This is a genomic window from Ruegeria sp. HKCCA6707, assembly GCF_013033515.1.
In the GTDB taxonomy this organism is placed as follows: Bacteria; Pseudomonadota; Alphaproteobacteria; order Rhodobacterales; family Rhodobacteraceae; genus Ruegeria.
The window spans coordinates 369,630-396,187 of record NZ_WQEG01000001.1; the positions used below are offsets into that span (position 1 = coordinate 369,630).

The following is a 26,558-nucleotide window of genomic DNA, read 5'->3' on the forward strand; positions in this document are numbered from 1 at the left end:
GAGGAGATCCATGAAAGCCTTTCTTGCCGCCGCTGCTGCAATGGTCGTGATCGCCTTCGCCGCGCCCGCCGTGCTGAACCAGATCGGCTTTAGCGCCGCCGACACAACATCCGGTCCTGCGGTGCGCCTGGACTGAATGTCACAATACCTGACCACCCGCGAACTGGCCGAATTGCTGCGCATTGGCGAGCGCAAAGCCTATGATCTGGCCTCGTCCGGCGAAGTGCCATGCGTCCGGGCCATGGGCAAACTGCTGTTCCCAAGGGCCGAGATCATCGCCTGGCTCAACGCCTCACGGTCTGGCCCGCAGGTGGCCGAACCACCGCTGCCACCGATTGTGGCGGGCAGCCATGATCCACTGTTGGATTGGGCGCTGCGGGAAAGCGGGTCCGGTCTGGCGACCTATTACGATGGCTCCTTTGACGGACTGACCCGGCTGAAAGAGCGCAGCGCGCAGGCCGCGGCCCTGCATATCCACGAAGAGGATGGGTTCAACACACAAGCCCTGCGCGACACGCTGGGCGAAGCGCCTGTGGTGCTGGTCGAACTTGCCCAACGCCAACGGGGGTTTCTGCTGGCCGCAGGCCAAGACGCACCATCCGGGTTTCACGACCTCAAATCCCGCCGCATCATCCTTCGTCAGAACAGCGCCGCCAGCCAGCGCCTTTTCGAGAAACAGCTCACGGCCCATGGGCTGTCGCTCGATGATCTCAACACCCTGCCCGGTTGCGCCCGCACCGAAGAAGACCTGGCCGCGACCCTGCGCGATGGGAAGGCTGATATCGGTTTTGGTCTGGGGGCGTTGGCGCAATCTTACGGGCTGGAATTCACCCCCACCCATACCGAGCGGCTGGACCTTGCCATCTGGCGCCGCGCCTATTTCGACCCTCCGATGCAGCAGCTTCTCAGCTTTTTGCGCAGCGACAGGTTTCACGCACGCGCTGCTGAAATGGGCGGCTATGACCTGCGCGGTTTGGGCCAGGTTCACTTCAATGGAGCCAACGGATAAGGCTTCATCTTTTCAAGAATACGCGCGCCACAGGCCAATTCACTTTGCGTTCGGAAAGAAGAGCTGTTGGCCATCCAGCTGATAGGCTTCGATCGCGCTCTGCCCGTCCGGGCCGGTCAACCAGTCAATAAACCGCTGCCCCGCTGCGGCGCGCACGCCTGAGTGCTTTTCGGGATTCACAAGGATCACGCCATATTGATTGAACAAGGCCGGGTCGCCTTCGACAAGTATGTCCAAGTCCCCGCGATTGCCAAAGCTCAGCCACGTGGCCCGGTCTGTCAGCGCATAGGCTCCCATACCGCTTGCAATGTTCAATGTGGCCCCCATGCCCGACCCGGTTTCGCGATACCACGTCCCGGACGCATCCGTCGGGTCGATGCCCGTGCGCGCCCAGTGACCAAGTTCGGCCTTATGGGTGCCGCTGTCATCCCCGCGCGAGGCAAAGGGCGCTTGAGCCTCTGCCACGGCTGTTAGGGCAGCGACGATGTCATCACCACCTTTTACCTGCGCCGGATCCGATTTCGGACCGACCAACACAAAGTCGTTATACATAACATCAAACCGTTCGACCCCCCAACCGTCGGCGACAAAAGCCTCTTCTGCGGGTTTCGAGTGCACAAGCAGCACATCCCCGTCGCCATTTCTTGCATTGCGGATCGCCTGCCCGGTGCCCACGGCTACCACCCGCACATCGATGCCGGTTTCAGCCTCGAACCCCGGCAGAATGAAATCGAGCAGCCCCGAATTCTGCGTTGAGGTGGTGGATTGCACGATGATGAACGGCGACTCGGCCCGGCTCTCGCCCGCTGTCACGGCAATAGCCACAAGGGCCGCTTTGATCATTGCGCGGATCATGTCATCTCCAAATGATTGAATTAGGTTACCAGCCCACCCGCCAAATAACGGCGCGCAGCTTGCGTTATCGGTGCGTCCAACACCTGTTTGGCCGCACCTTGTTCGACCACGCGACCGCCCTGCATCATCACGATATCCGCCGCCAGACGCCGGGCCTGCCCGATATCATGCGTGACCATGACAATGCGCACCCCGCGCGCCGAGGCGCGCCGGATCATCTGTTCGATCACCTGCGTGGCGCTTGGGTCCAATGCACTGGTCGGTTCGTCCAGAAACAGCGTTTCGGGATCCGTGGCCAGCGCGCGCAGAATGGCCAGCCGCTGCGCCTCACCCCCTGAAAGAGAACGCGCGGATTGACGGGCCTTGTCTTGCAAACCGCCTTCGGCCAAAAGTGCCGAGATCCGAGCCTTGCGGATCTCACGGCTCAATCCCTGACGTTTTAGCACAAAGTCCAGATTCGCCGCGACCGAGCGGCGCAAGAGCACCGGTTGCTGAAACACCATCGCTTGGCGCGCCATGTGCTCTGCGGTCAGGACACCACCCCGATACAGCACCTGCCCCTGATCGGCTGAGATCAACCCGTGCAGGCACCGCAGAAGCAGGCTTTTGCCCGCCCCATTGGGGCCAAGGATCAGGGTTGGCCCGGGACCGTCCAACCGAAGCTCTGCCACGTCCAGCAGAACCGAGCCTTTGCGTGCAAGCCTCAGCCCGCGTACCTTCAGGCCAGCGCCGGTTTCAGGTGCCAAGTCACGCATGACGCAACCCCTCCTGCTCGGCCCGTAGGGTCAAAGCGCTGACCATCGCGTTTACGGCCACGGCGATGCCAATCAGAATGGCACCAAGCGCCAAGGCCAGCGCCAAATTGCCCTTTGAGGTCTCAAGCGCGATGGTGGTGGTCATCACCCGCGTTACATGGTTGATGTTGCCACCCACGATGATCACCGCCCCGACCTCGGCAATCGCGCGGCCAAATCCTGCCAGCAAAGCCGTCACCAGCGCCAGGCGGGCGTCCCACAACAGCACCGGCACCGAAGACAAGCGCGACACGCCCAGCGATCGCAGTTGTTCCGCGTATTCCTCGGCCAGCATCTCGACCACTTGCCGGGTCAAGGCGGCAATGATCGGTGTGACCAGAACCACCTGCGCGATGATCATCGCTATGGGCGTATAAAGAAGTTCCAGCACGCCAAGCGGGCCCGACCGCGACAGCATCAGATAGACCAACAGGCCCACGACCACGGGCGGCAAGCCCATCAGCGCGTTCATCAGGATGATCAAAGCACGACGTCCGGGAAAGCGTGCAACTGCAAGCGCCGCGCCAATCGGCATCCCGATCAGCGCGGAAATCAGCACCGCCAGGACCGACACCCGAAGAGACAGCATCACAATGGCCCACAGCTCTGCATCCCCTTGAAGGATCAGAGACACCGCCATTCTGAATTCTTCTGCAAACCCCTGCATGCTCTACCGAAACTAATTTATCTCGCAGTAAATGCGTCATTTGACAGTAGAGTACGCCGTCTCAATACGGTCAAGAGTCGGCTGAACACAAAAAACGCGGCCCCAAACGGGACCGCGTTTCATTCTTGGAAAAACAGCGTTTAGTTCAGCGCTGCATCCGTCACTTTATGGGTCCAGGCGCCTTCGGGCTTGGCAGTGATCACCGGATCAGAACCGCCCGCCAAAAGCGTATCAACGGTCCGTTCGAAATCCGCCGGATCAAGCGTTCCGTTCGAACCAGCAGTCAGCTTGGCGATCTCACCCATCATGCGTTTCTGGTGGGTTTCGGTCTGTGCGCCGGTTTCGTCATTGTCCAGAACGATCAGAGCAGCCTCGTCCGGGTTCTCTTCGGCGTATTTCCAGCCTTTCATCGAGGCCCGCACAAAACGCTCCATCTTGTCGACAAAAGCAGGATCGTCCAGGTTTTCTTCCAGCACATAAAGACCGTCTTCCAGCGTGGCCACGCCTTGATCTTCGTATTTGAAGGTCACCAGCTCGTCAGGATTCACACCCGCATCGATCACCTGCCAGTATTCGTTATACGTCATGGTGCTGATGCAATCGGCCTGGCGCTGAAGCAACGGATCGACGTTAAAGCCCTGTTTCAGAACTTCGACGCCGCTTTCGCTTTTGCCACCAGTGTCGATACCCAACTGGCTCATCCAGCTCATGAACGGGAATTCATTGCCAAAGAACCAAACACCCAGAGTACGGTTCTTGAGGTCTTCGGGCGAAGAAATGCCAGCGTCCTTCCAGCAGGTCAGCATCATGCCAGAGCTTTTGAAAGGCTGCGCAATGTTGACCAAAGGCAGGCCCTTTTCGCGCGCGGCCAGTGCCGCGGGCATCCATTCCACGGTCACGTCGGCCCCACCACCGGCGATCACCTGAGTGGGCGCAATGTCGGGTCCGCCGGGCAGGATCGTCACGTCCAGCCCTTCTTCTTCGTAGAAACCTTTGTCCGCAGCGACATAATAGCCCGCAAACTGGGCCTGCGTGACCCATTTCAACTGCAGTGTCACTTCGTCTGCGGCCCAGGCAGAACTGGCGGCCAGACCGAAGGCGGCAACCGCCCCGCTGATTAGCTTATTCATCTTCATCTTCTCCTAGTTGAGTTTAGTGCCCCGCTTCCGGGATCTTTTGAATTTTGTTGTTAGCCTCGTTGCGACGGGTGCCAGAAGGTCACCGTTTTTTCGATCAATGCGACCAAACCGTAGAAAACTGTGCCGGCCAACGCTGCCACGGCGATCTCGGCCCAGACCAGATCGATTTCCAGACTTCCCACGCCCGTCGAGATTCTGAACCCCATGCCCCGTGTCGGGGACCCAAAGTATTCAGCCACAATTGCGCCGATCAAAGCAAGGGTCGTCGCAATCTTCAACCCATTGAAGATAAACGGCATCGCGGCAGGAAGACGCAGTTTGACAAGCGTTTGCCAATAGCTGGCTGCATAAGTTCGCATCAGGTCGCGCTGCATCGCATCAGACTCGCGCAGGCCTTGAACCGTGTTGACCAGAATGGGGAAGAACACCATCACGACCACAACGGCGGCTTTGGATTGCCAGTCGAACCCGAACCAGCTGACCAGAATGGGTGCGATGCCAACGATGGGCAAAGCCGCCGCGAAATTCCCGATCGGCAACAAACCACGGGTCAAAAACGCTGAACGGTCAATGGCAATCGCACAGGCAAAGGCCGCAACGCATCCCATGAAAAAGCCGGTGAGCGCACCCTTGAAGACCGTTTGTTTGAAATCCTCCCACAGAATTTGGGACGACCGGATAAACTCATCGGCGACGTCGGACGGTGGTGGCAGAATGACCGGTGAGACGTTCAACCCGCGCACAATACCTTCCCATAGAACCAGCAAAGTCACACCGAACAACACCGGAACCAGCACGCGGGCACCACGGGTCTTGCGATACTTTGAAATCGCCAGCCGGTAGTTGGCCCACCAAGCCAGGCCCCAGAATAGCAACGAAACAGACAGCCAGGTCATGTGTTCATCCCCATGCGGCGTAACGCGATACGTTGCAGCAGATCCAGCAGCGTCACCAGAAGGCCCGCCAAAATCGCCGCAGCAAACAAAGCCGCCCAGATCGCCAGAGGCGTCCCAAATTGGTCACCGATCAAAATCCGGGCACCCAAACCCGAAACTGCCCCTGTTGGCAATTCTCCGACAATTGTTCCAACCAATGCTGCAGCGATCCCCACCTTGAGCGAGGTAAACAGATACGGCAAAGAAGACGGCAACCGCAGCTTGAAGAAACCCTGTGTTCCCGAAGCGTTATAGGTTTTCAGCAGGTCCAGTTGCGGCAGCGAGGGCGAGCGCAACCCTTTTACCATCCCGACCAGCACCGGGAAATAGCACAGATAGGCCGAGATAATCGCCTTGGGCACACCGCGCCCTTCGATCCCGACCTGAGAGCTAACGACAATGATCATTGGCGCAAGTGCAACAATGGGGATGGTCTGGCTGATGATGGCCCAGGGCATAAGGCTCATATCCGCCACGCGAGAATAGACAATCGCCACTGCCGCCAAAATCCCCAAAGTGGTGCCCAGCAGGAACCCCCACAAGGTAGACTGCAGCGTGATCCCGGCATGATAAATAAGCGACCGCTTCGAAAACGCGCGCCCTTTTACCACCATTTCTCCAGTGGTCTTCCAAAGCTCCTGCGCAACTTGATCCGGCGCGGGTAAACGCGGACGGTCCAGCGCATATCCAGTCGAGATATGGCTTGGGTTTTTCGCCATCAGTACCCAGGTCGACGTCTCACGCCGGTCACGGGCGGTTTCCGGCGTCACAAGCTCTCCGGCACGTTCCGCCTGATCCAAGGCCACGCGGATGTTCATCGGCGCAACCGCTGCGTACCAAATCGCGACAATCGCGAACAACACAGTAAGAACTGCAAGGGCCTGTTTCATGCGTGCCACTCCATCCGATAGACCGGCACGGTATCCGGGGGCACTGGCGGTTCCTCTGCCGTCACTTCGAACCCTTCACGCAGGTAAAACCTCTGCGCAGATGTGTTTGGGATATGCGTCGTCAGCCACAGAAAATCCCGATTTTCCTTGGCCTTATCCAAGAACACCTTGCCGATGCCCTGCCCGGTCCGGCGGCAATAGAGCGCGCCGATCTTCTTCTGGGCAGGATCGACGGACATGTAACAATCCACCGGATCACCAGCGACCCAGATCTCACGGCTGTCAAACGCGTCGCGGATCAGCCCGGCCAATTGCTCCACCGGCAGTTCGTCCGGCATCCAGTCGGTTTCAGACGCCCAGGCATGAACAACCTTGGCGCAGGCCAATGTGTCTTCGTGCGTGGCGCGTCGGATCTGCGTGTCAGTCGTCATAGGAATGCCCTGCCCGCAGCCCGTCGCGTACCCTGTGCGCAACTTCGATAAACTCGGGCGTGTCGCGAATGTCCAAGGGCCGCTCTTTCGGCAGAGGGCTGTCGATCACATCCGTGATCCGCCCGGGCCGAGGGCTCATCACCACGATCTTGGTGCTCAGATACACCGCCTCGGGGATCGAATGGGTCACAAACCCGATGGTCTTTTCCGTCCGCGCCCAAAGCGCCAGAAGCTGTTCGTTTAAGTGATCACGCACGATCTCATCCAGCGCGCCAAACGGCTCATCCATGAGAAGGATATCCGCGTCAAACGCCAACGCCCGCGCGATACTGGCCCGCTGCTGCATCCCGCCCGAGAGCTGCCAGGGAAATTTGGCACCAAACCCTTCAAGATCAACAAGCTCCAGGACCTTGCTCACCCGCTCATCCTGTTCCGCCGCAGAATAGCCCATGATCTCAAGCGGCAGTTTGATATTCTTGGAAATGGTCCGCCACGGATAAAGCCCCGCCGCCTGAAACACATAGCCATAGGCCCGCTTGCGTCGTGCCTCATCGGGTGTCATGCCATTGACCGTCAGCGAACCCCCGGTGGGCGTCTCCAGCGCTGCGACGCAACGCAGAAACGTCGTCTTTCCGCAGCCCGAGGGTCCGATGAAGCTGACAAAATCGCCCTTGTCGATGGTCAGGTTCACATCCTTGAGCGCGTGCACCGGCCCGTCATTGGTCTGAAACGTCAGATCCAGTTGTCGCGCCTCGACAACAGGCTGAGGTTGAGTTGCAGTATTCATTCCATCCCCTTGAAAACACGAAACGGTAGGCCGCCGCACGGCAGCCCGCGTCGATCAAACGCCTGTCGCCGGAATACCCGACCGCTCTACCGGGCGCGGGGCTGTCAGTTCTTTCCATGTGCTCAGCGCTTTGTTCACATGCCCGTTCGGCTCTCGGGCCACAAACTCCCCTTGGCCTTCCTGTGTGCGGATTTCGCCATCATGCACAGCCACCTGGCCCCGGGTCAGCGTAAAGCGCGGCAGGCCTTTGACCTCTTTACCTTCAAACACATTGTAGTCGATCGCTGATTGCTGCGTATCGGCGCTGATCACCTTGGTCTTTTCGGGATCCCAAACCACCAGATCGGCATCTGCGCCCACTAAAACCGCGCCTTTTTTCGGATAGCAATTCAGTATCTTGGCGATGTTTGTTGATGTCACTGCCACGAACTCGTTCATGGTCAGACGGCCGGTGTTCACCCCATGAGTCCACAGCATCGGCATTCGGTCTTCCAACCCACCCGTACCATTGGGGATCTTGGTAAAATCCCCCACGCCATAGCGTTTCTGTTCGGTCGTAAAGGCGCAATGATCCGTGGCCACAACACTCAGCGTCCCCGAATGCAACCCATTCCACAGGCTGTCCTGATGCTGCTTGTTGCGGAACGGAGGGCTCATGACACGGCGCGCAGCATGATCCCAGTCCTGGTGGAAGTACTCGCTCTCATCCAGGGTCAGATGCTGGATCAACGGCTCACCCCACACCCGCTTGCCGTTCATCTTGGCCCGGCGAATAGCCTCATGCGCCTCTTCACAGGACGTATGCACCACATAAAGCGGCACACCCGCCATATCGGCAATCATAATGGCCCGGTTCGTGGCCTCACCCTCAACCTGCGGCGGCCGGGAATACGCATGCGCCTCGGGGCCTACATTGCCCTCGGCCAGCAGTTTGGCGCTGAGCTCGGCCACCACATCTCCGTTCTCGGCATGAACCATCGCGATACCGCCCAGCTCGGCCAGCCGCTTGAACGAGGCAAAAAGCTCGTCATCATTCACCATCAACGCGCCTTTATAGGCCATGAAATGCTTGAATGTGTTGATGCCACGCGTCTCGATGACGGTCTTGATGTCGTCAAAAACCTGCTCGCCCCACCAGGTCACCGCCATATGGAAGGAATAGTCGCAATTGGCCCGCGTCGATTTGTTGTCCCAGCGTTTCAGCGCATCCAGCAGGCTCTCGCCGGGGTTGGGCAGTGCAAAATCAACCACCATCGTGGTACCACCGGCCAAGGCTGCCCGCGTGCCACTTTCGAAATCATCGCTGGAATAGGTGCCCATAAAGGGCATCTCCAGATGGGTATGCGGGTCGATCCCACCCGGCATGACATAACAGCCCGTGGCATCCAGCTCTTTGTCGCCCTTCAGATCCATCCCGATCTCGGTGATCGCGCCACCTTCGACCAGAACATCGGCCTTATAGGACAAATCCGCTGTCACCACGGTTCCGTTCTTGATCACAGTGCTCATTTTACTCTCCCTATCGCGGTCTGCGCCGCGTGCTTCTTCTGTTCAAAAATACCTCGGGGGAGTCGCCCAACGGGCGACGGGGGCAGCGCCCCCTAACCCACGATCTCGGCGGTCTCGACAACCGCATGAAACAGAACATCCGCCCCGGCCGCGGCCCAATCCTTGCTGATCTCTTCGGCCTCATTATGGCTCAACCCGTCGACGCAGGGGCACATCACCATCGCGGTGGGCGCGACCCGATTGATCCAGCAGGCATCATGCCCCGCGCCCGAGATGATATCGGTATGCGAATAGCCCAGCCGTTCAGCGGCGTTGCGCACAGCGCTCACGCAGGTTTCGTCAAACTTCACCGGATCAAAGCCGCCAACCTTTTCAAAAGCGATCTCGAGTCCCATCTCATTGACGATATCTTCTGCCGCCACCCGCAGGCGGTTCTCCATATCGGTGATCACCTCCAACTCGGGTGAGCGGAAATCGACGGTAAACACTGCCTTTCCTGGAATCACGTTGCGCGAGTTTGGAAACACATCGATATGCCCTGCCGCGCCGACCGCATGCGGCGCATGAGACCAGGCGATCTCATCTACTTTCTCCAGAATACGCGCCATGGCCAAACCGGCATTCTTGCGCATGGGCATCGGGGTTGATCCGGTATGCGCGTCCTTGCCGGTCACGGTGATCTGAGTCCAGCTGAGCCCCTGGCCATGGGTGACCACGCCAATATCCTTGCCTTCGGCTTCCAGGATGGGCCCTTGTTCGATATGCAGTTCAAAGAACGCATGCATCTTGCGCGCACCCACTTCCTCATCACCGCGCCAGCCGATCCGCTTCAGCTCATCGCCGAATTTCTTGCCCTCGGCATCTTCGCGGTCATAGGCCCAATCCTGCGTGTGCATCCCGGCAAACACGCCCGACGACAACATCGCCGGCGCATAGCGCGTCCCCTCTTCATTGGTCCAGTTGGTCGCAACGATGGGATGTTTGGTCTTGATGCCCAGATCGTTCAGCGTGCGGATCACTTCTAGCCCGCCCAGAACCCCCAGAACGCCGTCATATTTGCCGCCCGTCGGCTGGGTGTCCAGGTGCGAGCCCACATAGACCGGCAGCGCCTCGGGATCGGTGCCTTCGCGGCGGGCAAACATGTTACCCATCTGATCCAACCCCATCGAACAGCCCGCCTCTTCACACCAGGTCTGAAACAGCGCGCGGCCTTCCGCATCTTCATCCGTCAGCGTCTGGCGATTGTTGCCACCAGCAACACCGGGGCCGATCTTTGCCATCTCCATCAGACTGTCCCACAGCCTGTCGCCATTAATCCTGAGGTTCTGCGCCGGAGCCGCCATAGTCATTTTCCCTGTCGCTTGCGATTAAGCTCGCTTTTTTCTGTCTTGATTTGACCATCTGGTCAAACTCAGGCTATCACGGGTTCAACACCAGTCAAGAAATTGCGTGGCGCAGCCCGAATTTTTAGCAGTGCAATCGCCAGATTGGCGCAAAATGAGACGACCAGAAAACATGCCGAAAGACCGCGCCCCAACCCGAATACAGAAAAAGAACCGCGCCATGATTCTGGACGCCGCTCTGAACGTGTTTTCCGCACATGGGTTCCGGGGTGCAACCGTAGATCAAATCGCCTCCGAGGCCGGGTTGAGCAAACCCAATCTGCTCTACTATTTCCCGTCGAAAGAGGCGATTCACACTGCGCTTTTGTCTGGCTTGCTCGAGGTCTGGCTGGCGCCCCTGCATGCGCTTGACGAAAACGGCGACCCGATGGAAGAGATTCTGGCCTATATCCAGCGCAAACTGCAAATGAGCCGCGAGTTGCCGCGCGAAAGCCGTCTGTTTGCCAATGAGCTGGTGCAGGGCGCACCGCGCATCCATGCCGCTTTGTCCGAAGACCTGAAAGCTCTGGTCGATTCCAAAGTCATCATCCTGACCCGCTGGATGGATCAGGGCAAAATCGCGCGGGTGCACCCCTATCATCTGATCTTCTCGATCTGGGCCTTGACCCAGCACTATGCCGATTTCGACGTGCAGGTTCGCGCCATCCTGGGTGACGAAGACCCGTTTGAAGGCGCAGAGCCCTTTGTGGATCTGCTCTATCGCAAGCTTCTGACGCCATAAAAAAGGGTGGCGACCGCGACCAGTCCTCGCCCAAACAAATGAGCCGTCATAAGCCCGCCCTTGGTTTGCTGAGGTTTCGCATCCACGATCCTCTCAGATAATTCCTCGACAGGGCGTTCACTTGCAAATGCAGACCCTGAAGTCACTTCGATAAAGGTCGGCTCTGCGGACAAAGCCGCCGTTCGATGAAGAGCTCTTAAAGTCTGCTTTTTACCTATCCGCGAAGGACGAAAGGCATTTATCCAGCATGGTGTTCAGCTCAGACTGATCCAATTCGGACAGCCCTTCAACCAATTGCTTCTGAACAACAACGTGGTCTGATACGGCGGCGTCAATCTTTTCTATCCCGCTCGCTGTGAGCTTCACATGGACACTGCGCTTGTCCTCCGGGTTCGGGACACGCGCCACTAAGCCCTCCTTTTCAAGCTGGTCAATGCGGTTCGTCATTGTGCCTGACGTCACCATCATCGTCGCAAGCAGTTGGTTAGGCGACAGCGCATGGGGCGGCCCCGACCTCAGAAGCGTGGCCAACACATCAAAACTCGACGCGCTCAGCCCGTGTTTTACAAAGGTCTTGCCCATCTCTTCGCTGTAGAGAGCCGACAATCTGACCACCCTGCCAATCACGCCCATTGGTCCGGTGTCAATGTCTGGCCGCTGCTTTGCCCACTGCGCTCTGATCTCTTCAATATCGAACATGCTACAACACAGAATGGATTTTTATCTTGACGTCAAGCTAATTGCTTTTATCTCTACGTCGAGATAAATTGGAGATCCCGATGTCCCGCCCCTTTGATCTTGCCTTCACGGCGCTGGCCCCGCTTGTTTGGGGCAGCAGTTACATTGTCACCACACAGTTCCTACCCAACCTTGATCCACTGACCGTATCTGTCCTGCGCGCTCTGCCCGCTGGCCTCCTTCTGTTGTGCCTAGTGCGCCAAGTCCCCCACGGTCACTGGGTCTGGAAGATGTTCGTTTTGGGCGCATTGAATTTCGCGATATTCTGGTCACTACTCTTCTTTGCCGCATATCGTTTACCCGGCGGCGTCGCAGCTGTGATGGGGGCATTGCAGCCGTTTGTGGTCATCTTCGCATCGCGCTTCTTGCTCGGATCGCCAATAAAGGTGCTTTCACTGTTCGCAGTCGCGGCGGGCGCTGTTGGGGTTGCACTTCTCGTCCTGACACCCGAAGCGAAGCTGGATATGTGGGGGGTTGTTGCAGGTATTGCCGCGTCTGCATCCATGGCCTTCGGCACCGTGCTGAGCCGAAAATGGCAGCCGCCGGTTAGCGCTCTGATCTTTACGAGTTGGCAATTGACGGCTGGCGGCTTGCTTTTGGTGCCCTTTGCTCCTTTTGCGCCAACGGATTGGTCGACGATAAGCGGAACGAACGTCTTAGGGCTAGCCTATCTGGGCCTTATCGGCGCGGCCCTGACATACATTATTTGGTTGCGCGGCATCCGTATCATCCAACCAACAGCGGCTTCGATACTGGGCCTTCTAAGTCCAATGAGTGCGGCTTTGCTCGGTTGGTTCTTTCTCAATGAAACGCTGAGTATTCCGCAAAGCATTGGAATGATTGTCGTCCTCCTGAGCGTGTTCGTTGGTCAATACGCTCTGAGATCGAAGCCAGTATCGACTAAGCCAACAGTAGCCGCGGTGCAGAAATCATGAAGTATGGGCTTGCAGCGAACATCCGACAAGGGTCGTCGGATGTTCGCGTCGGGAAACACAAGGTCTAGCCGTCTGCATCCTCTAGCGGTATTCTTTGACGCTTACCGCATGGGCTGGGCGTCAGCGACGCCCATCCCGATCCTTCCGGTCCCAATCATTCAGCCGCTTTGGCCATCGGATTGTTGGGATGCGTTGTCCAGTTGGCGTATTCGGGCTGAACCTCGCGCCCGGTACGTGGATCGATCTCTCCCGCAGCCATCGGCTCCATCGAGATGCAGCCCTCGACCGGGCAAACATCAACACAGAGGTTACAGGCCACGCATTCTTCGTCGATCACTTCGAACACCCGATCTTCTGACATTGCAATCGCCTGGTGGCTGGTGTCCTCACAGGCCGCATAGCAGCGACCGCATTTGATGCACTGGTCCTGATCGATCTTGGCCTTGGCGATGTAGTTCAGGTTCAGATACTGCCAGTCGGTGACATTAGGCACTGCACGGCCGATGACCTCATCAACGCTGGAATAGCCCTTTTCGTCCATCCATTCCGACAAGCCTGCGGTCAGCTCATCAATGATCTTGAACCCATAGGTCATGGCTGCGGTGCATACCTGCACGTTGCCACAACCCAGCGAGATGAACTCGGCCGCATCGCGCCACGTGGTCACGCCACCGATGCCCGAAATGGGCATACCGTGGGTGGCCGGATCCCGCGCGATCTCGGACACCATCGACAGCGCAATCGGTTTGACCGCCGGGCCGCAATAACCTCCGTGGCTGCCTTTGCCGTCAATCGAGGGTTCGGGGCTGAAAGTATCGAGATTGACGCTGGTGATCGAGTTGATGGTGTTGATCAGCGACACCGCATCCGCGCCACCATTCTTGGCCGCTGCTGCGGGTTTGCGAATATCGGTGATATTGGGTGTCAGCTTCACGATGACCGGGCGGTCATAGTACTTTTTGCACCACCGCGTCACCATCTCGATATATTCAGGCACCTGCCCAACGGCAGATCCCATGCCGCGCTCGCTCATCCCGTGGGGGCAGCCAAAGTTCAGCTCGATCCCATCCGCGCCGGTCTCCATCACCCGCGGCAGAATGGCTTTCCACGCCTCTTCCTCGCAGGGCACCATGATCGAAGCGATCAGCGCGCGATCAGGATAGTCGGACTTGACCCGGGCCATCTCTTCCAGGTTCACCTCAAGCGGACGATCTGTGATCAGCTCAATATTGTTGAGCCCAAGCAACCGCCGATCAGCGCCATAGATCGCGCCATAACGCGGGCCGTTTACGTTCACCACCGGAGGACCTTCGGCCCCCAGCGTTTTCCACACGACACCGCCCCAACCGGCCTCAAAGGCGCGGCGGACATTGTATTCCTTGTCCGTGGGCGGTGCCGAGGCCAGCCAGTACGGGTTCGGACTTGAAATTCCCAGAAAGTTCGTCGTCAAATCAGCCATTTATCCGGCCTCCCCGATGCGGTTCTGCATCTTCATCTTTTCACAAGTATTCATGGCGCAACCCATGTGTCACGCGGACAGGCTAGCATGGATGTCCATTGCGGCATCCCGGCCTTCGGCCACGGCGGTCACGGTCAGGTCTTCGCCACCAGCGGCGCAATCGCCCCCGGCCCAGACCCCGGCCAGCGATGTCCGGCCAGCGCCCGTGACGGCAATCTTGTTGCCCTCCAGCTGCAACCCTTTGGGCGCGCCATCCAGGTTCTGGCCAATCGCCTTGAGGATCTGATCTGCCGGGATGCGCACCGTTTCGCCAGTTCCGATCAGGCTGCCGCCTTCGCTTGAGGTGTATTCCAGCTCAATCTCGACCGCTGCCCCGTTGCCATGCACGGCCACCGGCTGAACATTGGTCATGATCCGTACCCCATGCGAAGCGGCCAGATCCTGTTCATAGCGGCTGGCACCCATGGCGTCGCGCCCACGCCGATAGGCGATGGTCACATGCTCGGCCCCCAGCAGCTTGGATTTCACCGCCGCGTCTACAGCGGTCATACCACCGCCGATCACCACGACATTGCGTCCAACCGGCAGGTTTGCCAGATCATCCGCCTGCCGCACATCCGAGATAAAGTCGACCGCGTGACGCACGCCGTCTTTCTCGGCCCCCTGCGCCCGCAGCGCGTTCACACCCGCCAGACCGATGGACAGGAACACGGCGTCATATGCATCCAGCAGCCCCTCCATCGACACGCCATTGCCCAGAGCGGACCCGGTCTCGATGGTGATGCCACCGATTTTCAGCAGCCAATCGACCTCGGCCTGCGCAAAATCATTGGTCGATTTATAGGCAGCAATACCGTATTCGTTCAGCCCGCCCGCCTTGGACTTGCTTTCATGGATCACCACGTCATGACCCAGCATGGCCAACCGGTGCGCACAAGCTAGACCTGCCGGTCCGGCGCCCACGACGGCAATGGTTTTCCCTGTGGGCGCGGCCCGTTCAAAGGGATGCTCATCCGCTGCCATCAATGTATCGGTGGCATAGCGTTGCAAGCGACCGATCTCGACCGGCTTGCCCTCAGCCGCCTCACGCACGCAGGCTTCTTCGCACAAGGTTTCGGTCGGGCAGACCCGTGCACACATGCCGCCCAGAATATTCTGGTCAAAGATCGTGCGCGCAGCGGATTGCGGTTGCGCGGCCTGAATCTGACGGATGAACAGCGGAATATCGATATCCGTTGGACAGGCCGTCACACATGGCGCGTCGTAACAGAAATAGCACCGATCTGCGGCCACAGCCGCCTCATGAGGCTGCAGCGGAGGATGCAGATCGCTGAAGTTCGATGTCAACTCATCGCTGGAAAGCCGCCCGGCAACGATGCCGGGTGCCATCTGGCCCTGTGCCATCACTCTACTCCCTGTAGATATGTTTGTTATGGGTTTCAGCTTGGCACAAAAAATTTTTTTATCAACTGGTAAAATTTATCATTTGGTCAAAAACCGCCAATCGACGCTCAGATTTGACCATCTCGCACCACATCCGAGTAAATTTGAGGCAAAACGTGTTTGGGCCCGGTTTTGCGATGTCCTGCCCATAACGTCGACGCACGAAAACAAATTCCAGCAGCGCACTCAAACAGATCGGGTTTTGACGCATCTGACGCGTTGCTGTAATCCCGAACCCATTCGGGGCTTACGAGGCCCTCAGGCAAGAAAGTGCAGGCATGATGGCCAAGACCTCGAAGTTCAATGTTGTCATCATCGGGCAAAACAACCGCCTGCAATACGAGGCCCTTCTGTTCGCCGCATCCTTGCGGCACAGTTCGCCCGGTTTTTCCGGTCGCCTATTGGTGGCGGTGCCGCAACCGGGCTCACTTTGGCCTCAGGACCCCAGCATCCAGAATCCCGATGTGCTGAAAGCCTTGGATCAGTTGGGAGCTGAGATCGTCCCGTTTGACTCGCATGTCTTTGGCGCAAGCTATCCGCAAGGCAACAAGATCGAAGCGCTGCTGGCCCTGCCCGAAGATGAGCCGTTTATCCTGTTTGACAGCGATACGCTGATCACCGGTGAACTGGCAGATGTGCCCTTTGACTTCGACCGCCCCGGTGCGTCGCAAAAGGTCGAGGGCACCTGGCCACGCCCGACGCTTTATGGCCCTGGCTATGACGGGATCTGGCGCGCGCTTTATGACCGGTTCGGGTTGGACTTTGAAAGCTCGATCGATACGTCGCAGCCCAAGGACTACTGGCGCCGGTATCTCTATTTCAACGCAGGCTTTTTCTTTTACAAATGCCCCCGCCAATTCGGCGCGCGGTTTCTGGACTATGCCCGCACCATTCGCGACGAAGAGATCCCCGAGCTCACCGGCCAAACCCTTGATCCCTGGCTGGATCAAGTTGCCCTGCCCTTGGTGATCCAATCCTTTGGCGGTGGCCGCGATGTTCTGCCCGATGGACTGCTGGATGGGTCGGTCAGCTGTCACTATCGCCTGTTCCCTTTGCTTTATGCGCGCGAAAGCGATCATGTGATCGACGTTCTGGAAACCGTCGCGGCCCCCAACAAGGTCAAGAAAGTGCTCAAGACATATGACCCGATCAAGAAGCTGGTCATTCAGGGCAAAGGTGCCAAGATCCGCGAGATGTTTGATCAGAACAACCTGCCCCAGCGCGAACAGGCCATTCGCAAGGCGATCAAGGCCAAGGGGTTGTGGCAGCGATAACCGGAGCGTTGTGCGGACGCGGTCAATGGCCTAGAGATTGGTTAACGCTATAATCCAAAGGGAGATTTCAACATGTCAGACGGCCCGACTTACGGCTTTGATACGCTACAGATCCACGCAGGCGCCCGCCCGGACCCCGCGACCGGAGCCCGCCAGACACCGATCTATCAGACCACGGCTTATGTGTTCCGAGATGCCGATCACGCCGCAGCTTTGTTTAACCTGCAAGAGGTCGGCTTTATCTATTCCCGTCTGACCAACCCAACCGTAGCCGTCTTGCAAGAGCGTGTCGCGACGTTGGAAGGCGGTGTTGGCTCGGTTTGCTGTTCGTCCGGCCATGCGGCTCAGATCATGGCGCTGTTCCCGCTGATGGGGCCTGGCTGCAATGTCGTGGCGTCGACCCGGCTGTATGGTGGCACCGTCACGCAGTTCAGCCAGACCATCAAACGCTTTGGCTGGTCGGCGAAATTCGTGGATACCGACGATCTGGACGCTGTGAAAGCCGCGATTGACGACAACACCCGCGCGGTCTTCTGCGAATCCGTGGCCAATCCCGGTGGCTATGTCACCGATATCCGCGCGCTGGCCGATGTGGCTGATGCGGCGGGGATTCCGTTGATCGTCGACAATACCTCGGCCACGCCTTACCTGTGCCGCCCCATCGAGCAGGGTGCCACGCTGGTGGTTCATTCGACCACCAAATACCTGACCGGCAACGGCACTGTCACTGGCGGTTGCATCGTGGATTCTGGCAAGTTCGACTGGTCGGCCAATGACAAGTTCCCCTCGCTCAGCCAGCCCGAGCCAGCCTATCACGGCTTGAAATTTCATGAAACCTTTGGCCCGCTGGCCTTTACCTTCCACGGCATTGCCATTGGCCTGCGCGATCTGGGTATGACGATGAACCCACAGGCGGCGCATTACACGCTGATGGGGATCGAGACGCTGAGCCTGCGGATGGAGCGTCATGTGGAGAACGCCCGGAAGATCGCGGCCTGGTTGGAGGCAGATGACCGGGTCGACTATGTGACCTATGCGGGACTGCCCTCATCCCCCTATTACGACCGGGTGCAAAAGAACTATCCGCGCGGTGCCGGGGCGCTGTTCACCTTTGCGGTCAAGGGCGGGTACGACGCCTGTATCAAGCTGGTCAATGCATTGGAAATCTTCAGCCATGTGGCCAATCTGGGCGACGCGCGGTCGTTGATCATCCACTCGGCCTCGACCACCCACCGACAGTTGACGCCAGAACAGCAAGAGGCCGCTGGGGCCGGTCCGGGCGTGGTGCGCGTGTCGATCGGGATCGAAGACGCTGACGATCTGATCGCCGATCTGGATCAGGCGCTGTCAAAAGCCAGCGCCTAAAGGAACCATCGCGGGCACACAGCGCTGTGCGCCCGCGTTCAAGGTCATTCAGATATTGCGAACTCCATCGACACGTTGACGGTCACCGAGATTTCACCGCCCGCTATCGGCACGCCGCTGTCTGCGGCCACGTTGAAGGCGCGCATTTCGGCCACCGGACGGATACCCCCACCCTGTTCGCGGATCATCTGCACCGGACCCAGCGACACATTCGCGGCCTGCGCCAATTGCTCGGCCTTCGCGGTGGCTTCGGCAACTGCTTTGGCCCGAGCTTTGGCCTCCAGCGGTTTAGGGTCCTGCACCCCAAAGCTGAGCCCGCCGAAATCATTTGCGCCGTCCTGGATCACCGCATCCATGATCTGCCCCAGCTGATCCAGATCACGCACCCGCACAAACAGACGGTTTGAGGCAACAAAGCCGGTGATTTCCGGTGTCTCACCGCTTTGATTACGGCCGCTCCAGACCGGAGAAAGCGACAGGTCGCGTGTCTGAACGTCACGCGCTTCCAGCCCAAACGCCTCAAGTCGGCCAAGGATCTGCGCAATTGCATCCGATGTGGCCTGCATCGCAACCGAGGCTTGCGCGTCCTCATTCGTGACACCCAGCGTGATCGTCGCCATATCGGGCTCGGCCTGAATGGTTCCCGACGCGTCAACGGTGATGCGACGTTCTTCCGCAGCAGCGGGCATCGCAGAGACTGCGGCCGTCAACGCCGCCAAAAAAGCAAGTGTCTTCAAGGTGATCTCTCCTATGACTTCATCCTATAGATGGGGCGGCAAGACCTTGCCATACAAGAGCACGGTCGTGCTTTTCCTTTCCCTCGGCGGGTTCCTGCTCTAATCTCTGGCACCAGACGCCAAAGCGTTTGCATTGAAACTGATGTTTGTGGTTCCACCGGATTATGAAACCTGCCTTCGCGCTGACTTTTTCTGAAACCGGAATTTCCCTGCATCACCAATCCGATGGAGATTGGTATTGTATTGGCTCGGTCCCACTGGAATCAGCAGATCTGAATGCAGAAGTACGGGCGCTGCGTGACCGGGGATTCGCCATCGAAAACCACCTGGCCTGCACGCTCTTGCTACCGCAGCAACAAATCCGGTTTTTGACAGTCGACACGGGTGAACTGACCGACGAAGAAGCCCGGCAAAAAGTAAGGGAAACGCTTGAGACGGCGACGCCTTATGCGCTCGAAGAGCTCGTCTATTCTACAATCGCAGATGGCGACGAGGTTCAGGTTGCCGCAGTAACCCGCAAGACCTTGGACGAGGCAAAGACATTTGCAACCGGCCATGGGTTCATTCCGCAATCTTTTGGTGTGAATGCGTCAGACGAAAATTCCCCCACCGGACAGATCTTCGAATTTGATCTTGAGCAAGCTGCTCCCGAAACCTTGGACGAGGCAACAGAAGAACCCGAAGAACCGGCGCATCATCCAGATCTCGTCGCGACTGCGCAGCGTGTTCTGGGGCAGGTTTCCGGGACAGCAACAGCCTGGGCAGCGCAGTTCGATCTAAAACGGCATGGCCTACCGGTCGCCGTGGCCTCGGTAGCGTTGGGTGTAGCTCTCGGAGCGTGGTCACTGGTTCGCACCGACAGTGCGGATGTGGACCCGCCCTCGATTCCCCCACAAATCGCAACGCCTGGAACGACCGATTTTGAAGCGGGTCCATCCGCCGAAAACGTTGCATTGGCACCGCAAGCGTCAGAGGCTCCGGCAACACCGGTCTCGCCAATCGAGCCCAGCAGATTGGAGCCCCCAGAACTGGCACTGTCCGAGCCAGAAGTTGCAGACGCACCCGTTCCAACCCAAAGCCCGCCGGACCTGGAAACCGCTGATGCAGTAACTGAAGAGGCGCAATCAGGTACGACGACTGGGACCCCAGCACTCAGCGCCACTGATGCCGCCATTCTCGAAGCGTTACAGACCCCGCCGGAAACGGTGGAACAGGTCGCACCCGCTGATGCACCGCAGGCACCAATTCTGGAATTCACAGGGGCTCTACCGGTTGCCCCCTCGCCTTTGATCGACCCGGTCATTGAGCCCGAAACCGAGTTCTATTACAGCTCGGTGGCTCAACCTGTGATGTCATTTGATGCAGTCGCCCTGCCCGCTTTGGACAGTCTTGAAACGGATAAACCCTTCGATCAGGCAGAGCTGCCCAGCCAGCAAGGGCAACGGTTTGTGCTGGACGAACGCGGTTTGGTGACCCCCAGCGCTGAAGGAACGTTGAACCCGGGCGGTGTCATGGTCTTTGCTGGCCCGCCACAAAAGGTACCGCCGCGCCCACCGGTTCGGTTCGAAGCAGAGCCCGAAGCACCCGAGGCCGATCAAAGGCTGGCCAGCTATCGCCCGCGTGTGCGACCGGTTGATTTGCCCGAACGTTTTGAACGGCAGCAATATGGCGGACGTTTGCGTGATGAGCTTGCCGCGCTACGCCCCAAGGTTCGGCCTGCAGGTCTGCAGCCACCACCGCCGCCTCCAACGGTGGACGAAACACCCGAACTTGTGGCCACCATCAGTGTGCCGCGTCCCAAATCACGCCCCAGCAATATCGCCATTCAGGTGGCACAGCGCCCCGCCGCCTCCGGCGCGTCGCTTGGGTCGACAGCCAATGTCAACAACGACACAGACGAAGCAGGCTCGGTCGCGCCGCGCTCGGTTACGCCTAAGATACCGACGACTGCCTCGGTTGCACGGCAAGCCACAATCGACAACGCGATCAATCTGCGTCAGCTCAACCTGATTGGGGTCTATGGCACGCCCTCGAACCGCCGTGCCTTGGTGCGCCTGCCCAGCGGTCGTTACAAGAAGCTGAAAGTGGGCGACAGGCTGGATGGTGGCAATGTTGTCGCGATTGGAGAAAGCGAGTTGCGATACCAGAAGCGCGGCCGCAATCTGACATTGAAGATCCCAAGCGGTTGACCCGGCCGTCAAGGATGCGGATCTGCCTTTTCCAGCATCGCCGCAATCGCGCCGAACCAAATACGCGCAAGCAAGGCGCGGAAGCCGACAAACCCTGTATCTATCCTTGCTGTTCCGCTAGCCTTGTCCCATGCGCGTTTGCCGCATGAAACCGGACCGAGACGGAATTTTTGTGCACATGCTCGACGATATCGACACACGACTGTTATTTGCCCTGCAAAAGGACGCGCATCTCACCGCTCAGCAATTGGGAGAGATCCTAAATCTCTCTGCCAGTCAGGCGGGGCGCAGACGGCAGCGGCTTGAGGCCGACGGCTTTATCACCGGCTATACCGCAAGGCTGGATCCGGTGAAACTGGGCCTTCAGGTTCAGGGCTTTATCCAAGTCCATCTCGGCACCCACGGCCCCGAACAATCCGCAAGCTTTGCTCGCATGGTCAACGCCCGCCCCGAGATCAGCAGCGCCTGGACAATGACCGGTGAGGCCGATTACCTGCTTCACGTCTATTGTGACGACTTGTCAGCGCTCAATCGCTTGCTTCACGAGGTGATCCTGCCGCATCCTGCTGTTGCACGGGTTCAGAGCCAGATCGTCATGGATCAGCTCAAACGCGACGCCCCATTGCCCACCTGAGGGCCCAGGAAGGACAACAATGAACGAATTCCTTTATCAGGCCTCGATCTATCTGGCGGCAGCCGTGATCGCTGTTCCACTTTCGGCACGGCTTGGGCTTGGATCTGTGTTGGGCTATCTGGCGGCTGGTATCGCCATTGGCCCGGTTCTGGGGCTGGTGGGGGCCGAGACAGAAAGCCTGCAACATGTGGCGGAATTCGGCGTCGTTATGATGCTGTTTCTGATCGGGCTCGAATTGGAGCCCCGCGCGCTGTGGGATATGCGGGACAAGTTGCTGGGGTTGGGTGGCCTTCAGGTCGGGTTGTCCACAGCGGTGATCGCTGCCGTCACTTTCTACACCGGGCAACCCTGGTCGGTCGCGCTTGCTGTGGGGCTGACGCTGTCCTTGTCATCGACCGCCATCGTGTTGCAGACCCTGTCCGAGAAAGGCCTGATGCAGACCAATGGCGGGCGCGCAACATTTTCGGTGCTGCTGACGCAGGACATCGCGGTTATCCCCATACTGGCCTTCCTTCCACTGATTGCACTGCCTGCAGTGGCCCATTTCAATACTGACGGCTCCATTGATCGGGGGGAGCATGGGGGGCACGGGGTCGACCCCCATCACACCCTGTCTCTGGTCGAAGGGCTTCCGGGCTGGGCGGTCACGCTCGTCACGATCGGGGCTGTTGCCTTTGTCGTCTTGGCCGGGATCTATCTGACCCGTCCGCTGTTTCGGTTCATCCACGCCACTCGTTTGCGCGAAATGTATACCGCGCTGGCCTTGATGATTGTTGTAGGCATTTCCTTCCTGATGACGCTTGTTGGCCTTTCACCTGCATTGGGCGCGTTTCTGGCGGGTGTCGTTCTGGCAAGCTCGGAGTTTCGGCACGAGCTGGAGAGCGACCTTGAACCTTTCAAGGGCCTGCTATTGGGATTGTTTTTCATCACGGTTGGCGCCGGTATCGATGTGGGTTTTTTCTTTGACGACCCGTTTGATCTGATCGGGCTGGCCTTGCTGGTGATCCTTGTCAAAGGCATCATCCTGTTCATCGTGGGCCGCGCCTTCAAACTTAAAGGCCGTGATCACTGGTTGTTTACCCTGGGTCTGGCACAGGCGGGTGAGTTCGGTTTTGTCCTGCTGGCGTTTTCGACGCAGCAAAACGTCATCCCCCCCGCCTTGTCGCAAAAGCTGCTGATGATCATAGCATTGACCATGCTGATCACCCCGCTTCTGTTTATCCTCTATGATCTGCTCAGCCGAGCCGCAAAAGATCACAAACACCAAGTCGAACCCGATGACATTGATGAAAAAGGCCCGGTGATCATCGCCGGGATAGGCAGGTTCGGTCAGATCGTGAACCGGCTTGTTCAGGCCAGTGGCTTCAAGACCGTCGTTCTGGACCATGACATCGAAACCATTCAGCTGATGCGCCGCTTTGGGGTGAAAGGCTTTTTGGGCGACCCGACGCGCCCCGAGCTGCTGCGCGCCGCTGGGATCGAAAAGGCGGCTGTCTTGGTGGTGGCGATGGATGACCGCAAACAGGCAACACGACTGGTGAGCTATGCCCGCCGCCAACGCCCTGACCTGCATATTATCGCCCGTGCTCGCGACCGGACCCATGTGTACGAACTGTATCAAGCTGGCGCCAATGACATCGTGCGCGAGCTGTTTGACGGATCCTTACGCGCTGGTCGCTATGTTTTGGAAAACATCGGCCTCAGCGAATACGAGGCCGCGCAGGCCGAGCAGACCTTTTACCAACATGATCGCGCCTCTGTCCGAGAACTGGCCGAGCTTTGGGTGCCCGGCGTTCCGACCGCAGACAACAAGAAATATATCGAGCGGTCGCGACAGCTGGAAAAAGACCTTGAAACTGCGCTGCTGGAATTGGCGGAAGAGACAGACAAGAAATCCGCCTGACCCTGTCGTTGGACAGGGCCAGACCGTTCGTTTCAGCCGTCCGAAACGCCTGCTTCGGCGAAGGTCGCCATGCCCGAATGGCACGCCACGGCGCTTTTTAGGATGTTGATCGCCAACGCCCCGCCCGACCCTTCACCAAGCCGCAATCCCAGGCTGAGCAGTGGCTCTTTGCCCAGTTTGTCCAACAGGGCGGCATGGGCGCTTTCGGCACTCTGGTGCCCCGCGATTGCATGATCCAAAGCTGTTTCGGACAGCTGCGCCAGACAGGCCGCGGCGGCTGAACAAATGAACCCGTCCAGAACGACCGGAATACGCAACACGCGTGCTGCAGCAATCGCGCCCGCCATCGCGGCGATCTCGCGGCCACCCAGGCAACGCAGGATCTGAAGCCCGTCACCCGTGCCTGCATGCAGGGCGACGCCTTCGGCCACGACACGGGTTTTGATGGCCAGGCCCGCATCGTCAACACCCGTCCCGCGCCCGGTCCAATCGCCTGCGTCACCGCCGAACAAAGCACATGCAAGGGCGGCAGCGGGTGTGGTGTTGCCAATCCCCATCTCTCCGACAACCAGCAGGTCCGATTGCGGATCAACCGCGTTCCAGCCGATACGCAGTGCCGTCAACAACTCGTCCTCGCTCATCGCGGGTCCAACGGTGAAATCCTGCGTCGGGCGGTCCAGATCCAACGCATACACATCCATCTGCGCCCCGGCGGCCTTGGCCAGCTGGTTGATGGCCGCGCCACCATGTTCGAAATTCATCACCATCTGCACGGTCACTTCGGGTGGAAAGGCCGAAACCCCTTGCGCCGTCACCCCGTGATTTCCGGCAAACACGATCACTTGCGGTGTCAAAATCTTTGGCCGTGCATCGCCGCGCCAACCCGCATACCAGATCGCAAGGTCTTCAAGCCGTCCCAAAGCACCAGGAGGCTTGGTCAGCTGCGCATTCCGATCACTGGCATCTTGCCTTGCCTGTGCATCCGCAGACGGAGCCTCAGCCAGAGCAGCACGGAAATCGTTCAAGTCATTCAAGTCAGGCAGCATTCAAAGCCTCGTTGCATCACAGTGGTCCTGTGTGTTTAACCATTGTGGCCAATGCGACAAGACCGAGAGAGGCCTGCACGTGCACAAAAACGACACACAGCCGATTTCCCGCTGGGATATTCCGCTGGCTTTCGTATTGCTGACACGCTTGCCCACGCCCCGCTTGCCCGAAACGGCCTTTGCGCGGCAAGCCACGGCGGTCTGGGCCTTTCCGATCGTGGGGCTTGTCGTCGGCGCGTTGGCGACGCTGACAGGTTGGTTGGCCATCTGGGTTGGCCTGCCCGCCTTTGTGAGTGCCGCGCTGGTTGTAAGCGTTTTAATCGTCGTGACCGGCGCGATGCATGAAGACGGCCTGGCTGACATGTTCGACGGGCTTTGGGGCGGCTATACGACCGAGCGTCGTCTGGAGATCATGAAGGACAGCCAGATCGGCACCTATGGCGTGTTGGCGATTGGGCTTGTTCAAACATTGCGTATCACCGGTATCGCTGCATTGATCCATGCCGACTTGTTCACCGGTTTCCTTGCTGCCTGTATGGTCTCTCGAAGCTTGATGCCCGTGTTGATGCATTTCTTGCCCAATGCCCGTAAGTCCGGGCTCAGCCAATCGGTAGGACGACCGCCGGCGTCGAGCGTTGGGTTGGGTCTGTTTCTGGCTGTGTCATTGGCCGGATTGGTATTGGGCGCCGGAGCTATCCTGCCCGTTCTGCTGTCATGTGGAACAGCTTTCGCCGTCGCAATGATAGCCAAGGCAAAGATTGGAGGTCAGACGGGTGACATACTCGGCGCAACTCAACAGCTGACCGAAGTGACGGTTCTGTTGACCCTGGTTGCATTGCTCTAAGACGCACCTCCCGTTTCAATCCTGAGGGTCGCGCCGCAATGCTTGCAGTGCACAGCGTCTGGATCATGGCGAAACAACCCGCAGCCCGGGCATTTGTATCGCACTTTCTGCGGCATGAAGATCGCCTGCGCCAACCGCACGAACAGCGCCACACCCACCACCATGATAAACACTGAAAACAGCTTGCCACCCGGCGTTTGCAACGTGATATCTCCAAACCCGGTGGTCGTGAGCGTGGCCATGGTGAAATACAGCGCATCGATATACGGGGTCTGGGTGTCGTCCGGGATGAAGAACACCAAGACAGCCGTAGAGGTTGCAAAGACAAACACCAGCAAGTTTATGGCTGCGATGACGGCATCCTCATGCGTGCGGAAGAATGTGCTGTCGCGTCGCAGATCCCTGAGCAGATGGTAGGAATGGATCAGTCGCAATGCGCGCAGGATTCGCAAGAAGGCCAGATTGCCCGTCAGAAACGGATCGAGAAATAGGGACAGGATCACCACAATATCGGCCAGTGTGTAGATCTGGCGCAGCAACTTCCAGCGGTCTTTTGAAATCCACAGCCGGGCGGAAAAATCCAACAGGATCAGAAACCCAACGACAAAACTTGCGGTCGTGATGCCCGGACCATGCGAGACATGTGCGGTCGCCACGAAAAACACGATGGTCGCGATATCAAACACGATCAGGGCATAACGGAACCAGACCGAAACCGGATCGTGACTGATATACAGATACTTGACAGTCTGCTTCATTCTGAGCGTGCATCCCTTTGCAGACATTCAAAAACTACAGTCTTTGAACTTAAAGGCCAAGCACCCAGAACGAAAAAAGCCGCCCCGAACGGA

General features: G+C 58.5%; 26 protein-coding genes. 10 read left to right on the forward strand and 16 right to left on the reverse strand.

The features are described 5' to 3' along the window. The first annotated feature begins 10 nt into the window (after positions 1 to 10). Positions 11 to 136 carry a hypothetical protein gene (locus tag GOW40_RS22305; RefSeq protein WP_256367816.1) on the forward strand — a complete coding sequence of 42 codons (126 nt, stop codon included), beginning with the start codon at positions 11 to 13 and terminating at the stop codon, positions 134 to 136. Then, positions 137 to 1,009, forward strand: a complete 873-nt coding sequence (locus GOW40_RS01795) for a helix-turn-helix transcriptional regulator (RefSeq protein ID WP_171129057.1) — start codon at positions 137 to 139, stop codon at positions 1,007 to 1,009. Positions 1,010 to 1,048: 39 nt separating this feature from the next. Here GOW40_RS01795 and GOW40_RS01800 read toward each other — a convergent pair whose 3' ends face one another. The 10 genes from GOW40_RS01800 to GOW40_RS01845 all read right to left on the reverse strand — a co-directional run bounded on the left by GOW40_RS01800 (position 1,049) and on the right by GOW40_RS01845 (position 10,359). Beyond that, entirely contained in the window at positions 1,049 to 1,864 is an 816-nt protein-coding gene (locus GOW40_RS01800; RefSeq protein WP_171136375.1) for a substrate-binding domain-containing protein, read from the reverse strand. Positions 1,865 to 1,884: 20 nt separating this feature from the next. Next, on the reverse strand, positions 1,885 to 2,619 hold the full coding sequence (locus GOW40_RS01805; protein ID WP_171129045.1) for an ATP-binding cassette domain-containing protein: 735 nt from the start codon (positions 2,617 to 2,619) through the stop codon (positions 1,885 to 1,887). Beyond that, a complete protein-coding gene (locus GOW40_RS01810) occupies positions 2,612 to 3,325 on the reverse strand; it encodes an ABC transporter permease (protein WP_171129043.1) in 714 nt (237 codons plus the stop codon). The genes GOW40_RS01805 and GOW40_RS01810 overlap by 8 nt, the downstream gene beginning before the upstream one ends. Before the next feature lie 140 nt (positions 3,326 to 3,465). Continuing rightward, the gene (locus tag GOW40_RS01815) at positions 3,466 to 4,455 is read right to left on the reverse strand and encodes an ABC transporter substrate-binding protein (protein ID WP_171098519.1); all 990 of its coding nucleotides are present in this window, start codon (positions 4,453 to 4,455) and stop codon (positions 3,466 to 3,468) included. A 59-nt stretch (positions 4,456 to 4,514) separates the two neighbouring features. Further along, the gene (locus GOW40_RS01820; protein ID WP_171129041.1) at positions 4,515 to 5,360 is read right to left on the reverse strand and encodes an ABC transporter permease; all 846 of its coding nucleotides are present in this window, start codon (positions 5,358 to 5,360) and stop codon (positions 4,515 to 4,517) included. Then, a complete protein-coding gene (locus GOW40_RS01825) occupies positions 5,357 to 6,289 on the reverse strand; it encodes an ABC transporter permease (protein ID WP_171098514.1) in 933 nt (310 codons plus the stop codon). The genes GOW40_RS01820 and GOW40_RS01825 overlap by 4 nt, the downstream gene beginning before the upstream one ends. Further along, a complete protein-coding gene (locus tag GOW40_RS01830; RefSeq protein WP_171129039.1) occupies positions 6,286 to 6,720 on the reverse strand; it encodes a GNAT family N-acetyltransferase in 435 nt (144 codons plus the stop codon). Before GOW40_RS01830 ends, GOW40_RS01825 begins: the two co-directional genes overlap by 4 nt. Next, positions 6,710 to 7,507: an ABC transporter ATP-binding protein gene (locus tag GOW40_RS01835; protein WP_171129037.1), complete on the reverse strand. Its 798-nt coding sequence runs from the start codon at positions 7,505 to 7,507 to the stop codon at positions 6,710 to 6,712. Before GOW40_RS01835 ends, GOW40_RS01830 begins: the two co-directional genes overlap by 11 nt. Positions 7,508 to 7,561: 54 nt before the next feature. Further along, entirely contained in the window at positions 7,562 to 9,016 is a 1,455-nt protein-coding gene (gene hydA / locus GOW40_RS01840) for a dihydropyrimidinase (protein ID WP_171129035.1), read from the reverse strand. A gap of 92 nt (positions 9,017 to 9,108) precedes the next feature. Further along, a complete protein-coding gene (locus tag GOW40_RS01845) occupies positions 9,109 to 10,359 on the reverse strand; it encodes a Zn-dependent hydrolase (protein ID WP_171129033.1) in 1,251 nt (416 codons plus the stop codon). A 172-nt stretch (positions 10,360 to 10,531) separates the two neighbouring features. Between GOW40_RS01845 and GOW40_RS01850 the strand changes: the two genes are divergently transcribed. Beyond that, positions 10,532 to 11,140: a TetR family transcriptional regulator C-terminal domain-containing protein gene (locus GOW40_RS01850; protein ID WP_171130464.1), complete on the forward strand. Its 609-nt coding sequence runs from the start codon at positions 10,532 to 10,534 to the stop codon at positions 11,138 to 11,140. A 210-nt stretch (positions 11,141 to 11,350) separates the two neighbouring features. Here the strand turns inward: GOW40_RS01850 and GOW40_RS01855 are convergent, their stop codons facing one another. Further along, on the reverse strand, positions 11,351 to 11,839 hold the full coding sequence (locus GOW40_RS01855; protein WP_171098505.1) for a MarR family winged helix-turn-helix transcriptional regulator: 489 nt from the start codon (positions 11,837 to 11,839) through the stop codon (positions 11,351 to 11,353). A gap of 80 nt (positions 11,840 to 11,919) precedes the next feature. On the opposite strand from GOW40_RS01855, the gene GOW40_RS01860 reads away from it, so the two are divergent. After that, positions 11,920 to 12,813, forward strand: a complete 894-nt coding sequence (locus tag GOW40_RS01860) for an EamA family transporter (protein ID WP_171129032.1) — start codon at positions 11,920 to 11,922, stop codon at positions 12,811 to 12,813. Positions 12,814 to 12,967: 154 nt separating this feature from the next. Here the strand turns inward: GOW40_RS01860 and preA are convergent, their stop codons facing one another. Together preA and GOW40_RS01870 are read right to left on the reverse strand one after the other, a co-directional pair. After that, positions 12,968 to 14,272 (reverse strand): NAD-dependent dihydropyrimidine dehydrogenase subunit PreA, encoded by a 1,305-nt coding sequence (preA, locus tag GOW40_RS01865; protein WP_171098502.1) that lies wholly within the window; start codon positions 14,270 to 14,272, stop codon positions 12,968 to 12,970. A gap of 69 nt (positions 14,273 to 14,341) precedes the next feature. Further along, a complete protein-coding gene (locus GOW40_RS01870; protein ID WP_171129030.1) occupies positions 14,342 to 15,676 on the reverse strand; it encodes an NAD(P)-dependent oxidoreductase in 1,335 nt (444 codons plus the stop codon). 317 nt (positions 15,677 to 15,993) lie between these two features. On the opposite strand from GOW40_RS01870, the gene GOW40_RS01875 reads away from it, so the two are divergent. Both GOW40_RS01875 and GOW40_RS01880 read left to right on the forward strand, forming a co-directional pair. Then, on the forward strand, positions 15,994 to 16,989 hold the full coding sequence (locus tag GOW40_RS01875; RefSeq protein ID WP_371731797.1) for a hypothetical protein: 996 nt from the start codon (positions 15,994 to 15,996) through the stop codon (positions 16,987 to 16,989). 72 nt (positions 16,990 to 17,061) lie between these two features. Beyond that, entirely contained in the window at positions 17,062 to 18,354 is a 1,293-nt protein-coding gene (locus GOW40_RS01880) for an O-acetylhomoserine aminocarboxypropyltransferase/cysteine synthase family protein (RefSeq protein ID WP_171129026.1), read from the forward strand. A 44-nt stretch (positions 18,355 to 18,398) separates the two neighbouring features. Here GOW40_RS01880 and GOW40_RS01885 read toward each other — a convergent pair whose 3' ends face one another. Next, entirely contained in the window at positions 18,399 to 19,091 is a 693-nt protein-coding gene (locus GOW40_RS01885) for an SIMPL domain-containing protein (protein WP_171129024.1), read from the reverse strand. Between the two features lie 164 nt (positions 19,092 to 19,255). On the opposite strand from GOW40_RS01885, the gene GOW40_RS01890 reads away from it, so the two are divergent. The 3 genes from GOW40_RS01890 (at position 19,256) to GOW40_RS01900 (ending at position 23,817) form a co-directional block, all read left to right on the forward strand. Then, complete coding sequence (locus GOW40_RS01890) at positions 19,256 to 21,280, forward strand: hypothetical protein (protein ID WP_171129022.1); 2,025 nt, start codon at positions 19,256 to 19,258, stop codon at positions 21,278 to 21,280. A 178-nt stretch (positions 21,281 to 21,458) separates the two neighbouring features. Next, entirely contained in the window at positions 21,459 to 21,914 is a 456-nt protein-coding gene (locus GOW40_RS01895; protein WP_171230901.1) for an Lrp/AsnC family transcriptional regulator, read from the forward strand. Positions 21,915 to 21,933: 19 nt separating this feature from the next. Next, complete coding sequence (locus tag GOW40_RS01900) at positions 21,934 to 23,817, forward strand: monovalent cation:proton antiporter-2 (CPA2) family protein (protein WP_171129020.1); 1,884 nt, start codon at positions 21,934 to 21,936, stop codon at positions 23,815 to 23,817. Positions 23,818 to 23,849: 32 nt separating this feature from the next. Here the strand turns inward: GOW40_RS01900 and cobT are convergent, their stop codons facing one another. Beyond that, positions 23,850 to 24,863 carry a nicotinate-nucleotide--dimethylbenzimidazole phosphoribosyltransferase gene (cobT, locus tag GOW40_RS01905; protein ID WP_171129018.1) on the reverse strand — a complete coding sequence of 338 codons (1,014 nt, stop codon included), beginning with the start codon at positions 24,861 to 24,863 and terminating at the stop codon, positions 23,850 to 23,852. A gap of 79 nt (positions 24,864 to 24,942) precedes the next feature. On the opposite strand from cobT, the gene cobS reads away from it, so the two are divergent. Further along, the gene (cobS, locus tag GOW40_RS01910; protein ID WP_171129016.1) at positions 24,943 to 25,707 is read left to right on the forward strand and encodes an adenosylcobinamide-GDP ribazoletransferase; all 765 of its coding nucleotides are present in this window, start codon (positions 24,943 to 24,945) and stop codon (positions 25,705 to 25,707) included. On the opposite strand, the gene GOW40_RS01915 is transcribed toward cobS, so the two are convergent. Further along, the gene (locus GOW40_RS01915) at positions 25,704 to 26,465 is read right to left on the reverse strand and encodes an ion channel (protein WP_171129014.1); all 762 of its coding nucleotides are present in this window, start codon (positions 26,463 to 26,465) and stop codon (positions 25,704 to 25,706) included. The two genes, cobS and GOW40_RS01915, sit on opposite strands and share 4 nt — an antisense overlap. Between the last annotated feature and the right edge of the window lie 93 nt (positions 26,466 to 26,558).

Bases quoted from the DNA above. Each gene is read 5' to 3' on its own strand.
- GOW40_RS01825 (WP_171098514.1), bottom strand. From the start codon at position 6,289: ATGAAACAGGCCCTTGCAGTTCTTACTGTGTTGTTCGCGATTGTCGCG.
- GOW40_RS01835 (WP_171129037.1), bottom strand. From the start codon at position 7,507: ATGAATACTGCAACTCAACCTCAGCCTGTTGTCGAGGCGCGACAACTG.
- cobT (WP_171129018.1), bottom strand. From the start codon at position 24,863: ATGCTGCCTGACTTGAATGACTTGAACGATTTCCGTGCTGCTCTGGCT.
- GOW40_RS01795 (WP_171129057.1), top strand. From the start codon at position 137: ATGTCACAATACCTGACCACCCGCGAACTGGCCGAATTGCTGCGCATT.
- preA (WP_171098502.1), bottom strand. From the start codon at position 14,272: ATGGCTGATTTGACGACGAACTTTCTGGGAATTTCAAGTCCGAACCCG.
- GOW40_RS01845 (WP_171129033.1), bottom strand. From the start codon at position 10,359: ATGGCGGCTCCGGCGCAGAACCTCAGGATTAATGGCGACAGGCTGTGG.
- GOW40_RS01830 (WP_171129039.1), bottom strand. From the start codon at position 6,720: ATGACGACTGACACGCAGATCCGACGCGCCACGCACGAAGACACATTG.
- GOW40_RS22305 (WP_256367816.1), top strand. From the start codon at position 11: ATGAAAGCCTTTCTTGCCGCCGCTGCTGCAATGGTCGTGATCGCCTTC.
- GOW40_RS01855 (WP_171098505.1), bottom strand. From the start codon at position 11,839: ATGTTCGATATTGAAGAGATCAGAGCGCAGTGGGCAAAGCAGCGGCCA.
- GOW40_RS01820 (WP_171129041.1), bottom strand. From the start codon at position 5,360: ATGACCTGGCTGTCTGTTTCGTTGCTATTCTGGGGCCTGGCTTGGTGG.
- GOW40_RS01810 (WP_171129043.1), bottom strand. From the start codon at position 3,325: ATGCAGGGGTTTGCAGAAGAATTCAGAATGGCGGTGTCTCTGATCCTT.
- GOW40_RS01915 (WP_171129014.1), bottom strand. From the start codon at position 26,465: ATGAAGCAGACTGTCAAGTATCTGTATATCAGTCACGATCCGGTTTCG.
- GOW40_RS01870 (WP_171129030.1), bottom strand. From the start codon at position 15,676: ATGGCACAGGGCCAGATGGCACCCGGCATCGTTGCCGGGCGGCTTTCC.
- hydA (WP_171129035.1), bottom strand. From the start codon at position 9,016: ATGAGCACTGTGATCAAGAACGGAACCGTGGTGACAGCGGATTTGTCC.
- GOW40_RS01890 (WP_171129022.1), top strand. From the start codon at position 19,256: ATGAAACCTGCCTTCGCGCTGACTTTTTCTGAAACCGGAATTTCCCTG.
- GOW40_RS01880 (WP_171129026.1), top strand. From the start codon at position 17,062: ATGTCAGACGGCCCGACTTACGGCTTTGATACGCTACAGATCCACGCA.
- GOW40_RS01900 (WP_171129020.1), top strand. From the start codon at position 21,934: ATGAACGAATTCCTTTATCAGGCCTCGATCTATCTGGCGGCAGCCGTG.
- GOW40_RS01815 (WP_171098519.1), bottom strand. From the start codon at position 4,455: ATGAATAAGCTAATCAGCGGGGCGGTTGCCGCCTTCGGTCTGGCCGCC.
- GOW40_RS01895 (WP_171230901.1), top strand. From the start codon at position 21,459: ATGCTCGACGATATCGACACACGACTGTTATTTGCCCTGCAAAAGGAC.
- GOW40_RS01875 (WP_371731797.1), top strand. From the start codon at position 15,994: ATGATGGCCAAGACCTCGAAGTTCAATGTTGTCATCATCGGGCAAAAC.
- GOW40_RS01860 (WP_171129032.1), top strand. From the start codon at position 11,920: ATGTCCCGCCCCTTTGATCTTGCCTTCACGGCGCTGGCCCCGCTTGTT.
- GOW40_RS01805 (WP_171129045.1), bottom strand. From the start codon at position 2,619: ATGCGTGACTTGGCACCTGAAACCGGCGCTGGCCTGAAGGTACGCGGG.
- GOW40_RS01850 (WP_171130464.1), top strand. From the start codon at position 10,532: ATGCCGAAAGACCGCGCCCCAACCCGAATACAGAAAAAGAACCGCGCC.
- GOW40_RS01800 (WP_171136375.1), bottom strand. From the start codon at position 1,864: ATGATCCGCGCAATGATCAAAGCGGCCCTTGTGGCTATTGCCGTGACA.